The sequence below is a fragment of the Areca yellow leaf disease phytoplasma genome (assembly GCF_041920595.1).
Window position 1 is genome coordinate 608,391 of record NZ_CP169277.1, and the last position, 11,116, is coordinate 619,506.

16 protein-coding genes and 3 pseudogenes are annotated in these 11,116 nt (G+C 29.5%); 2 read left to right on the forward strand and 17 right to left on the reverse strand.

Annotation, left to right across the window (positions count from 1 at the left end):
• Positions 1–133: 133 nt before the first annotated feature.
• From rplT to ACEW7V_RS03495, 17 genes and pseudogenes are all read right to left on the reverse strand, one after another.
• A pseudogene (gene rplT, locus ACEW7V_RS03415) lies at positions 134–459 on the reverse strand (50S ribosomal protein L20).
• Positions 460–473: 14 nt separating this feature from the next.
• A pseudogene (locus ACEW7V_RS03420) lies at positions 474–678 on the reverse strand (50S ribosomal protein L35).
• Between the two features lie 178 nt (positions 679–856).
• On the reverse strand, positions 857–961 hold the full coding sequence (locus ACEW7V_RS03425; RefSeq protein ID WP_374695444.1) for a hypothetical protein: 105 nt from the start codon (positions 959–961) through the stop codon (positions 857–859).
• 60 nt (positions 962–1,021) lie between these two features.
• Complete coding sequence (locus ACEW7V_RS03430; protein WP_374695445.1) at positions 1,022–1,174, reverse strand: hypothetical protein; 153 nt, start codon at positions 1,172–1,174, stop codon at positions 1,022–1,024.
• Between the two features lie 544 nt (positions 1,175–1,718).
• Entirely contained in the window at positions 1,719–2,093 is a 375-nt protein-coding gene (locus ACEW7V_RS03435; RefSeq protein ID WP_374695446.1) for a His/Gly/Thr/Pro-type tRNA ligase C-terminal domain-containing protein, read from the reverse strand.
• A gap of 1,014 nt (positions 2,094–3,107) precedes the next feature.
• Positions 3,108–3,383, reverse strand: coding sequence for a hypothetical protein (locus tag ACEW7V_RS03440; RefSeq protein WP_374695447.1), 276 nt, complete (start codon positions 3,381–3,383; stop codon positions 3,108–3,110).
• Positions 3,349–3,606 carry a hypothetical protein gene (locus tag ACEW7V_RS03445; RefSeq protein WP_374695448.1) on the reverse strand — a complete coding sequence of 86 codons (258 nt, stop codon included), beginning with the start codon at positions 3,604–3,606 and terminating at the stop codon, positions 3,349–3,351. The genes ACEW7V_RS03440 and ACEW7V_RS03445 overlap by 35 nt, the downstream gene beginning before the upstream one ends.
• 487 nt (positions 3,607–4,093) lie before the next feature.
• A complete protein-coding gene (locus ACEW7V_RS03450; protein WP_374695449.1) occupies positions 4,094–4,438 on the reverse strand; it encodes a bifunctional oligoribonuclease/PAP phosphatase NrnA in 345 nt (114 codons plus the stop codon).
• A gap of 22 nt (positions 4,439–4,460) precedes the next feature.
• Entirely contained in the window at positions 4,461–4,682 is a 222-nt protein-coding gene (locus ACEW7V_RS03455) for a bifunctional oligoribonuclease/PAP phosphatase NrnA (protein WP_374695450.1), read from the reverse strand.
• Positions 4,630–4,839: a bifunctional oligoribonuclease/PAP phosphatase NrnA gene (locus tag ACEW7V_RS03460; protein ID WP_374695451.1), complete on the reverse strand. Its 210-nt coding sequence runs from the start codon at positions 4,837–4,839 to the stop codon at positions 4,630–4,632. Before ACEW7V_RS03460 ends, ACEW7V_RS03455 begins: the two co-directional genes overlap by 53 nt.
• A 132-nt stretch (positions 4,840–4,971) precedes the next feature.
• A pseudogene (gene mnmE / locus ACEW7V_RS03465) lies at positions 4,972–6,353 on the reverse strand (tRNA uridine-5-carboxymethylaminomethyl(34) synthesis GTPase MnmE).
• A 470-nt stretch (positions 6,354–6,823) separates the two neighbouring features.
• A complete protein-coding gene (locus tag ACEW7V_RS03470; RefSeq protein ID WP_374695452.1) occupies positions 6,824–7,147 on the reverse strand; it encodes a bifunctional oligoribonuclease/PAP phosphatase NrnA in 324 nt (107 codons plus the stop codon).
• Positions 7,131–7,289, reverse strand: coding sequence for a bifunctional oligoribonuclease/PAP phosphatase NrnA (locus ACEW7V_RS03475; protein WP_374695453.1), 159 nt, complete (start codon positions 7,287–7,289; stop codon positions 7,131–7,133). Before ACEW7V_RS03475 ends, ACEW7V_RS03470 begins: the two co-directional genes overlap by 17 nt.
• A 771-nt stretch (positions 7,290–8,060) precedes the next feature.
• Positions 8,061–8,270, reverse strand: a complete 210-nt coding sequence (locus ACEW7V_RS03480; RefSeq protein WP_374695454.1) for a hypothetical protein — start codon at positions 8,268–8,270, stop codon at positions 8,061–8,063.
• A 161-nt stretch (positions 8,271–8,431) separates the two neighbouring features.
• Entirely contained in the window at positions 8,432–8,668 is a 237-nt protein-coding gene (locus ACEW7V_RS03485) for a hypothetical protein (protein WP_374695455.1), read from the reverse strand.
• Between the two features lie 238 nt (positions 8,669–8,906).
• Positions 8,907–9,065 (reverse strand): hypothetical protein, encoded by a 159-nt coding sequence (locus ACEW7V_RS03490; protein WP_374695456.1) that lies wholly within the window; start codon positions 9,063–9,065, stop codon positions 8,907–8,909.
• 144 nt (positions 9,066–9,209) lie between these two features.
• A complete protein-coding gene (locus tag ACEW7V_RS03495) occupies positions 9,210–9,404 on the reverse strand; it encodes a hypothetical protein (RefSeq protein WP_374695457.1) in 195 nt (64 codons plus the stop codon).
• Positions 9,405–10,020: 616 nt separating this feature from the next.
• Here ACEW7V_RS03495 and ACEW7V_RS03500 point away from each other — a divergent pair.
• Entirely contained in the window at positions 10,021–10,230 is a 210-nt protein-coding gene (locus ACEW7V_RS03500; protein ID WP_374695458.1) for a hypothetical protein, read from the forward strand.
• Between the two features lie 689 nt (positions 10,231–10,919).
• A partial coding sequence (locus ACEW7V_RS03505) for a hypothetical protein (protein ID WP_374695459.1) occupies positions 10,920–11,116 on the forward strand: 197 nt, incomplete at its 3' end.

Consider the following 11,116-nt stretch of genomic DNA (forward strand, 5'->3'; position numbering starts at 1 on the left):
ATTGCTTCGTTCAGTTACGTGTTAACTTTTTGTTACAAGCATTTGGTGTTCTTCTTGTAATTTAGTTACTTGTGCTTCTTTTTTTTTAATGTTTGTTGAAGTGCACTAAGGATTCTTTTGCTAATTGAACTTTCTATTGTGCGAAAGTTTCTGGTTGTAAGTGTGCTAAATCTGCTAATAGCACGATTAACATCTACTTTTGCCAAAGCAAGTCCGTGCATTAAACGAGAACTACTGCGATGCCGCATAACATAGCACCAGCGTTAATACGGGATATCCATAATTTACGAAAATCTCTTTTTCTTTGTTTGCGGTCTCTATAAGCGTATTGCAAAGAGCGCATTATTTGCTCGTGAGCTGTTTTGTAAGAGTGCTTTTGGAACCAAAATATCCTTTTGCCATTTTTAAAACTTTTTTGCGACGACGGTGTCTTGCAGGAGTAAAACTAATTTTTGCCATATTCTTTTTCCTTTCTATAATCCTCTAATAAGAGTTTTGATTCTGTTGTAATCACAAAGTTTAACACAAGTAACTCCTCTTAGTTGGCGGTTTTGTTTAGTAGTTTTGGAAGCTGCAAGGTGATTTTTGTAGGCGTGGCCTCTTAATAATTTTTCTTTTTAGTAATTTTAATTCGTTTTTAAGCCCGCTGTGGGATTTTTTCTTAATCACTTTAATCATCCTTTCTTATTTTATTTATTTTTAATTTTTAATTGGGTGCAAAAAATATTTTTGGTTTGTAAATTGGTTGAGTCGCGTTTTGTTTTGGATAATTTTTCAGCCATTCAAATACCATTCATAACCTTTAAGGGTTATTTTAAAGGGGACAGAACTGCTGTTAGTTGATTGCCTTGTAATTTTAAAGGAGTCTCAATTTGAGATAGGTTTTCAAATCTTGCATAACTTGTTTAAAAACTGTTTCTCCTAATTGAAAATTATTAATCATACGACCGCGAAAACGCATACTAACTTTTACTTTATCGCCTTGTTTTAAAAATTTTTTGAGCTTGTTTAATTTTAGTATTTAGATCATTTTATCAATGGCAGGATTGAGGCGAATTTCTTTTAAAACAATAATTTGGGTTTTTTTGGCTTCACGAAGTTTTTGTTGGTTATAACGATGTTTTTGATAATTCATTAATCGCGCTACCATCGGTGAGGCATCTGCGTTTACCAATACAATATCAATTTCTTTTTGTTCTGATAATTTTAAAGCTTCTTTTTGGTCAAAACACCTAATTGTTCGCCTTTTTCATCAATAATGAGGTATTTTCCTTGTGGGATATTTTCATTATATAAATCTGAATTGGAACTTTTTTTAAATTTGTTGATTTTAATATTTAAAACCTCCTTTAGGTTTGGGGTTATTTTGTAAAAATGAAATGAAATGACATAACATGAAAATGGAAACAAGGCAAAAAGAAATAAAATAAAAAGAAACGCCCAATGAACGGCTTCTCTTCTCTAAAATAACTAACACTAAATGTTTTTTGCATTTTTTTACAAAAAAATTAAATGTTTATATTGCCATTTGCCTAAAAATAATTGTTAATCAAGGCGGAAAAACTCTTCTTTTCACGTTAATATCATAAGATTATTAAAAAATCTTTGATAATTTTATAATTGTATTTTTGAATATTATAAAATAAAACAATAACAATACCGTCCTAATTATATAATAAAAAGTGCGGTTTGTCAATAGTTTTTGGGGATTTTGGCAATTAAGAGGTTATTTTTTTGCAAAACTTGGTCTTTAATAAAGAAACAAACTCATCAACTTTAATTGTTGTTTGTTGGTGAGAGCCATATTTTCTAAAAGTAATTAAATTGTTAGTCATTTCGTTGTCGCCAATTACAACTTGATAAGGAATTTTTAATTTTTGTGCTTCTCTAATTTTATAACCCAAAGTAGTATCTTTGGAATTAATTTCTACTCTGAAATTTTGTAATTGTAAAAAAATTTCTTTAATTTTTTGGATAAATTCCAAATGTAGAGGAGCAGACACAGGAATTAAAAGCACTTGTACACAGGAGCAAGCCATAAAGGAAAAAACACCCTTTGTTTCTTCTACTAAATGCGCTAAAAATCTTTCCATAGTAGAAACAACTGCGCGGTGAATGACAACAGGACGATGGTGTTTGTTGTCTTCTCCAATAAAAGTAAGATCAAATTTACGGGGAGCAAAAAATCAAGTTGTACTGTTGATAATGTTTCTTCGTTGCCTAGGGAAGTAAACACTTGCACATCTAATTTAGGACCATAAAAGGCAGCTTCTCCGATGACTTCTTATGCTTTAAAGGGTAGGCTCAATTCTTGAATAGTTTCTTTGAGGGTTTTTTCAGCGTGATGCCACATTTGATCGTCATTAAAATATTTTTCTGTGTCATTAGGGTCACGATAACTTAGGCGCAACTCATAATTTTTAATATTAAAATCGATAAACTTCTAAAATTAAATTAATAATTTTTTCATTTCTTCTTTGATTTGAATTAAGATAGGCAAAAATATGAGCGTCATTAGAAGTCATTTCTCTTACTCTTTGTAAACCGAAACAGCTCCTGATTTTTTCAAACCGTCATCATTCCTAATTTCAAGCAATACGCAAAGGCAATTCCTTATAACTATGAGGAGTTTTTTATAAATCATCATGTGATGGGGGCAAGTCCATTGGTCTTAAAACTAGTTTTTCACCATTTTTCCAAAGTCATGATGGGAAACATATTAGAAGCATAATGGTCCAAATGTCCAAGAAAATACGGTAAAGTTCAGTATTTGCCATAATGGGCGTATAGACATGATGATAATCATAACAATTCTTTAGTCAACAATATATCTTTCAACGATGCGCCTTACAGTAGCTCCTTTTAGGAAGCCAAAAGGGAAGTCCCAAAACCAACTTCTTTATGAAACATGAATAAATCTAGTTCTTTGTTAAGTTTTTTGTGGTCGAGCTCTTTTCTTTCTTCCAAAAGTTGCAAGTGGTCCGCAAGCGCTTGTTTTGCGAAAAAGTACCATAGATACGAGTCAAAGTTTTGTTTTTGGCATCTCCTTGAAAAATAAGCTCCTGATATTTTTTAAAAGTTTAAAATGTTTAATAAGGTTTGTTTTGCTACATGACCGCTGCAGCAAAGATCAAAAATTCTCCTTGACGATAAATACTGATAGTCTGGTCGCGAAATTTTTTCCAGCAAAACTTGTTTATAAGGGTTGCAAGCAAATAATTTTTGGGCTTGTTCAGAGAAGAAACTTCTTCTCTTGTAATGGGGTGGTTTTCCAAAGAAATTTGATGCATTACTTTTTCAATGGCAAGAAAACCTTTTTCCGAAATGGTGTGATTTTGAAAATCAATATCATAATAAAATCGCTTCTTTAATGGCAGGTCCATACTGTAAAAAGGGCACCTGGATAAAGTCTTGCAATGGCTTGCGCCATAAGGTGAGCGGTGCTGTGATTAAGAACTTCCAAAGATTGCTAGGATCAGATTCGGTTAAAATTTCTAAATTGCCGTTTTCTTTCAAATGAAAATCAAGTTCGATTGGTTGGTCGTTGAAAAGGGCTGCAACTGGTTTTTTGAAATGTGTAGATAAGTATTTTTTCCAAATTGCCAAAGGAGTTATACCTGAAATAGAGATTCTTGTATTTGGTTGTCAAAAAAGCTGATTTTAATCATAAAAACCCTTTCTTTTGTAGTTTTTAGTTTTTTGATCTTTTAAAAAATTGAGGAAAAACAAAGATAATGGAGGAGAAAAAAATAATAAAGGGCAAAAAAAAATTTATCTAAATAATAATTTGTGATATAATGTGTATTTTTATACTAAAAAATTAAATAACATATATCATAACTATAACACAAATAACAAGAAAAAGGGAGTCTTTTTTAGTAATTAGTTGATTGGTGTTTATTATTTGGAATCTAAATTTTTAAGTGGTTTGAAAAAGGGTGCAATTTCTTTTTTATTGTAGCAACAAAAGTCAAAATTTTCTTTTTCGGATGGCAAAAACATACTGCAAGCTCTTAGGTGACCTTTACAACCATATTTTTGAACAATATGATATATTTGCGGTCCGTTGTAGGAACAAATACGCACTTGAATTTTAGAATGCAGGACGTTCAAAAAAAAGAGCATAAAAGGGAAAATTTTTAATATTAGATAAAATATTAATCGACAAAAAAACCTCTTCTAAAGTAATGTTGAATTGTTCAATGATTTGTTGATTCACATAAACATAGGCAAATCCGTCACAAGCAATAATATTTTGACATATATATCCTTGATATTTTAAAAAATTAAGTGTTACTTTATTGATATTTTTGTTCCACCAAAGAAACATCAATACCATAATTAAGTAATTCTTAAGACAATTCTTAAAGTTTGGAGCACTTACTCTATGATACCTAAAATTACCAGTATCTGTAGTCAAACCAACATAAATAGCCAAAAGCACCTTTAAAAGTTAGGTTTTAAATTGAGTTTTCTTTTAACAAGTAAATCATCTCGGAACACGAACCAAAAGAATCATCAACCCATTGATAATTACCATAATTTTCGATTAAAATATGATGATCAATTCGAATGACGACTTTTCCCAATTTAAATCTTTGGTCACTGATGGTTTGAATAGTGCCGCAGTCAACTACAATTACTAAAAAACGCATTTTGGTAAGTTTCATCTGGTATTTCATCCATTTGACCCAAAAAAGTTAAATGGTTTTTGGTTTGCCCCACCACATAAACATTTTTATGAGGAAAGGTATTTTGAATCATATTTTTTAAACCTAGTTGAGAACCATAACAATCACCATCAGGATTTTTATGTCCGTGAATAATGATAGTTTCCAAAGGTTTTAATTTGGGGTTTCAATAAATTTCATATTTGTTCCTTTCTTTGTATTTGTTAAAATATTAGGCTTAGTTAAAATGATGTTGGTTGGGGGTTGTTTTCTTGATATTTTCTTATTTTTTGGGTTTCTTTTATTTTCCTAAACAAAATTTAGAAAACAATTCTTTAATTAAACTATTTTCTTGATTATCACCTATAATTTGTCCTAACGCTTGATAAGCTTTATAAGATCAATAGAATAAAATATCGGATTGGCATTGATTGCAAAAGTGGGATTGTTGCAAATCGGAAAGAACGAAGAGCAATTTGGATTTGATTAATGTGTCTTGCATTAGAAAAATAATTAAAATCTTTGGCTGGAGATTACTTTAATTGGAATTTTTTTAAATTGTTTGTTGTAATTCTAAAACCCTGTTTTATCCAAACTCTGAAACTGAAATAATTTCTGTGAGGTTAATTGGGAAGAGTTGTTGTAAGAGAAGAAATTAATTTATCGTTTTTCAAATCCGCTTTGTTTCTATAATAATGCGCGGATGGTTTTTTGGTTAATTGCAAAAAGTTGGATGATTCTCTTCTTGCAAAATGATTGCTTTGTTCTAAAAACTAATAAAATTAATTCATCCAAAAAGCATTTTTTCTGTTCTTAAAATTCCTATTTTTTCAATTGATCATCAGTTTTGATGAATCCCTGCAGTATCAATTAAATGAAGGGTGATACCTTTGACAATTAAAAATAAGCTTCAACAAAAATTCTGGTAGTACCTGAAATATCAGAAACAATAGCTTTGGTTTCGTTTAAAAAGCATTAAGAAGGCTTGATTTACCAACATTGGGACGTCCATAAATTGAAAAGTTTTTATTCTTCTTAAGATATCTATTTTATGGGAGTGGTTCAAAATATTTTCTAATTGCTTGATTAAACTTTTAACTTCCAAAGCAATTTTTTGTTGGGTGATTGGAGATGTCATCATATTCAGGATAATCAATATTAACTTCAATTTGAGCAATTAAATTAAGGATTTGGTCGCGTAAAGAAGTCAATAACAGGCGTATTTTTGCAAACCAGAATGAGCAATTTTATGGCATTTTCATTGAGTAGCATGAATTAGGTCCATAATGGATTCAGCTTTGAATGAGGTCCATTTTTCCATTAAGATAGATCTTGGCTAAATTCGCCTGGAAAAGCCAACCTAATATCTAATGACAAAACTCTTTCTCTAAAACCATTTGCAATTAAAATACCAATTATGAGCATTAATTTCATCGATATTTTTCGCTACAGTAAAAGAATTAGGAGTTTTAAAAACAGAAATCAAAACTTCATCCAAAATAGTTTGGTATCTTTGTTGAGATAAAACCGTGATGATAGTGTGTGTTTTGGTTTTGGTAAGGTCTTTTGCCTTTAAAATTTTATTTATTTTCTGCAATAGAATTGTTTGCCAGAAACCCTAATTACACTAACTCCTCCTGTTCCTAAAGGAGTTGAAATAGCAGCAATAGTATCAAAAAACATTTATTGGCTCCTTTCTTTATGATTTTTGTAATCTTTTTCATTTATTGAATGTTGTTTTTTAATTGATATTGATCATTTATAATATGAAAATAATTTACAACCGAAAGGAAAAGGAAAAAGAATTATCAAAATAAAAGTTTTATTTGGTTAATTTTATTATTGGTTATTGGAGATTTTTTATATGTATTTATTGAATTTATTAATTTTATTGTTAATTAATTTTTAATTAGTTTTGGATTTTTTGTCTTGGGATTTGATTTCAAAAGCTTTAATTGAGTCTTTTATTTGAGCTTAAGTGAAAAAGTCATTTCTTGATTGTTATTTAAAGTAGCACCACAAGCTCTAAGGTGACCTCCGCCTTTAAATTGTCTAGCAATGGAGTTAATTTCTAGGACCACGAGAACGTGAATACGAGCTCTAATTGTTAAATCTGGTTGTTCTAAGAAAAAAGCCCAAACTGGATGATTTCTCTAAAATGACCCGTGGTCATTAACCAAACTTGCAGCAACGTCAATATGTAAGTTAAATTTTTTCAATGTTTCTTGAGAAATAAAAACGTAAGCAAATCCTTGGGAAGTAACTACATTTTGATAAATATAGGCTTTATATTGAAACAAGGTAAGAGTTTCTTTGTTAAGATGAAAAAAAATTTGTGATACATCAAGGTCAAAAGCAAGTAAGGAAGCAGCAGCTTTAAGAGTGTTTTTGTCACCTCTATCAAAACAAAAATTACCAGTATCAGTTACCATACCTACATACATAGGCCAAAAGCACCTTTTATGAGTTAATTTCATATTGCATTTTTTCTTTAAATTCAAAAATCATTTGAGAACAAGAAGAATAATTAGCATCTACCCATTGATAATTGCAGTAATTATCCATTAATAAATGATGATCAATTCTAATTGTATCTTTAGCTAATTTAAATTTGGTCACTAATTTTGTTTCTTGACCACAATCAACAACAATAGCAAGAGATTTTGGTACAAAGAATCACAAACTTCATCCATCACACCTACAAAAGATAAAAGAATGATTTTGTTTTTTTTTTGTCCTACTGCATATACTTTTTTTTGGGGAAAAGTTGCTGTAATTGCATCTTTAAACCTATGTTGGAGAGTTGACTATAAATAACTGTTCACATTCGATTGATGTGTCCGTGAATAATAATTGTTTCCAAAAGCTTTAATTTTATTGTAAATAATTTTCATAATGTTCCTTTAATTTGTTAATTTTAATAAGTTTTTAGGAGTTTGCTTTTGTTGGGCTTCATTAAATAATTTATCGATGTTTTTGTCCCTGATTAACATCTAAAAAACAATCTATTACTAATTTTTCTACAACTATACGCGACATCTGGGATTTATAAAAGTGGGAGAAAAAGAAATAAATGGGGTTACCTGTTTGAGATGATTCTTCATCTTCTTTTCTTTCATAAGCTCATAAAGTCAAAAATATCTTTATTTATTTCTCGGATTTTTAGAATTTCTTTTTGGAAGGATTTTCAGAATTTGTTTGTTCTGGTTGGGAGCTTTTATCATAACAAGGACGAGTAGGAAATTGACTAAGTTTTTGGATTAATTTTTCGTTTGTTTCTTTAGAAGTTAAATGTTTTCACAAAACAACCAAGAAGCAAGCACTTCATCTTTATCTTTTATAAAATAAATTAATATTAGAGCCTTGTTGTAAAACTTTTCTTTGCCTGACTCAGGACCTTGTTTTCCTTTTTTCCAATAAGGAACCGGAAGTTATCCCTACTTTAAATGGAACTTTGGAAACATATTCAAATCCATTAGAAGAAGAAATATCCATTAAAATTTTTTGATCCATAAATAAATGAGTAGTATAACTTTCACCAGATAATTTACGAGTAATTAAATATTTTTTATCATAAAATTGTTTAAAATCTTTAATCATTTTTTTAGCATCTGGATTATTAAAACGTACCCTACTTCACGACTTGATGGATCTTTTTTAGTTGGTGAAGTTGTATATTCAATTTCTCTTTGTTCGGAAGATATAATAAATAAATTAGATTCAGAATCGTAAGAAATAGGATTTTTTCAGAGTCAACTTGTTTAATTACTTTGCATACTTTTCATTTGTTCCCATGTAATACCATCTTTAAGTTTGCCTTCAAAATTAGAGTTATCATAATTGTCAAAACAAGATTTAAAATCGAATGATTTACGATTTTTTGTTTTTTGAATTTTGCCTTTTAATTGTTTAAAATAATCTTGATTGTAATACATCAATTCAATAGATTTAGAAAATGGCAAGGAATACCATTTCCCTGGTTCTTTTTCATCACCCAAAGGCAATTGGAGCCTCATTTTCAAAACTAGAATAAAAATATGTTTTTTTTGTTTGGGGACTTGTCAGGCCAAGGGTCTAATTTGATTTTTTTCATTGGTGTGATCTTTAAATCCATCAAGGGAACTAATTTACCTGATTCATAATAATTTACCAACAGATCAGCATAAGAAACAATTAAATGAGGTTCATTGTTGGCTGGAAGAAGCTACATTAATGTTTTTTACAATCCCACTCCAACTAGGCTTTATATTCTGTTTTTACTTTGATTTTGGGATATTTTTCTCTAAATTCTTCAATAATTTCTTCTAAAGCAGTTTTTGGTTTTCCTTTTTCTTTTTCAGGATCTAAACGATGCCAAAAAACAATTTCGATGGGTTTTTCTAGAAATTTTCCCATGCTTCGCTATCTTTATATTTGGTAAGCATTTCATTTAATTCTTGTTCATGGTTATTTCTTAAAGCATTAGAATCAATTTTAGGAAATAATACAATAAATGCTAAAATAACAAATAAGCAAGCAAAAAAATGAATGATTTTTAATTTATCCTTTGATACCACTGTTTAATTTTCCTTCTAAAACATATCTTTTACAAAAAATGAACAACAAAACTAAAGGTAATGTCATCAAAACAGTAGCCGCCATTTGTTGATTGACTAAATGTTGATTTTTTTCAGAGTCAAAAATATTTCTAATCACATTAGTAAGCAATTTTCCGCCTACAAGTTCAGGCCACAAATACATTCCAAGCAGCAACTGCTCTAAAAATAATGATATTAATGATGTTATCTCTTAAAAGCGGAGTTGCAATTTTGTATAAAAATTTCCTCAATCACTACTACCATCAACTTTGGCAGATAAATAGAGTTCTTTCGGAATTTTTTGATATTTTGCATTAATAAAAAATATGAAATATATTGATTAGAAAGGGAAGAATCATTGCTAAATAAATGCCACTAAAAAACGCGCGTACCTTGACCAGAATCAACAAAACCTAGGCGCGCAACTGTTTGATAGTTAGTTAAAAACATACTTTCAGTAGTTATCATAGTGGTGATTAGAAAGATTCCTAATATAATTTTTTAGTTCTAAATTCTAAAATACTAAGAGCAAAAGCAGTTATAACAGAGACAAAAATACCTAAAACAGTAGAGATAAAAACAACAGCAAGGGTTTTAAAAAAAGTCAAAAACAAGCTATAACGGTAAATAGAAAAGAGAAGTTGTTCCACGTCAATTCTTTTTTAGAAAACTAGGACAAGCAGGATTGTCTTGTAGAGCTAAATTTAGCATCCAATAAAAAGGGATAGCCAAAAAGAGCAAAAAAGACAAAAAAAAAAAAGTATTTGGTAAAAGTGGCAAAAACTTTGGGTAAATGTTTTTTAAGTTTGGCAAAAATTAGTTTTGTTTTATTATTTGAATTTGACATAATTATCAAGGTTCTATCCTTATTTATTATTTATTTTATTCGTTTAATTTCTTTTCAAAAAAGAAAAAAATTAATGGCAGTAAAAAGAATAGAAATTAAAAACAAAATAACAGTGGCTGCAGCGCCTCTGGAATAAGAATCCATTAAGTTCCTTCCTAATTGTTGATAAATATAGCCTACCACCAGTATTTTACCTTAGTAATATCGGAATTACCAAAAACTCCAATAACAGATTCATATTCTTTAAGAAACTTGAATTATTAGCAATAATAAGTTGATAAAAAATAGTAGGAGCAAGTAGAGGAAGAGTAATTTTTCTAAAAATAGTTATTTTTAGAAGCGCCGTCAATTCTGGCAGCATCAGTAATAATCTTTACTAATGTTTTTTAATCCCACACTAAAAATTAAAATTTGGAAGGGGAAGGGGATTTCCACACTACATAAAAAATTAAAACAAACATTTTAACACGAATAAAGGAGCTGAAGTATTAATCCAATCTTGTTGGATTAACATTTCAGCTCACTATTCGTATAAAAATGTTTGTTTAATCAAATTTTAATTTTAATGTAAAATTATTAGTAAGGTAACGATGCTATATCTTCTAAAATAACTATTTTTAAATACTTCTTCTATTTTATCAGCTTATTATTGCAATGGTCAAGTTTTTAAGGTATGAATCTGTTATTAGGTACGTATTCAACAATGAGTAAATACTGTGGTAAACCTGTTATCGGCAAGAAGAACTTTAATAGTTCTTATTCAGAACATCTATAATATAATTATTTTGTTTTTAATTTATTCTTTTACTTTCATTATTTTTCTTTTTGAAGAGTGAAGCAGACAAACTCAAATGTAAATGGAATGGGAGCAATCAGGGCCAGATAAAACAGGCAATTTTGCCAGACAAAACATTTGCCCAGTTTTGCCTTTACCAGATACTTTTTGTCTTTTTGCTCTTTTTGACATCCTGCACATTGGATGTAAAATTTAGCTCTGGAACAATCCTACTTGAGCAGCTGCA

Bases quoted from the DNA above. Each gene is read 5' to 3' on its own strand.
- ACEW7V_RS03425 (WP_374695444.1), bottom strand. From the start codon at position 961: ATGCGTTTTCGCGGTCGTATGATTAATAATTTTCAATTAGGAGAAACA.
- ACEW7V_RS03435 (WP_374695446.1), bottom strand. From the start codon at position 2,093: ATGGAAAGATTTTTAGCGCATTTAGTAGAAGAAACAAAGGGTGTTTTT.
- ACEW7V_RS03440 (WP_374695447.1), bottom strand. From the start codon at position 3,383: ATGGACCTGCCATTAAAGAAGCGATTTTATTATGATATTGATTTTCAA.
- ACEW7V_RS03455 (WP_374695450.1), bottom strand. From the start codon at position 4,682: ATGAAATACCAGATGAAACTTACCAAAATGCGTTTTTTAGTAATTGTA.
- ACEW7V_RS03470 (WP_374695452.1), bottom strand. From the start codon at position 7,147: ATGAAATTAACTCATAAAAGGTGCTTTTGGCCTATGTATGTAGGTATG.
- ACEW7V_RS03480 (WP_374695454.1), bottom strand. From the start codon at position 8,270: ATGATTAAAGATTTTAAACAATTTTATGATAAAAAATATTTAATTACT.
- ACEW7V_RS03490 (WP_374695456.1), bottom strand. From the start codon at position 9,065: ATGGGAAAATTTCTAGAAAAACCCATCGAAATTGTTTTTTGGCATCGT.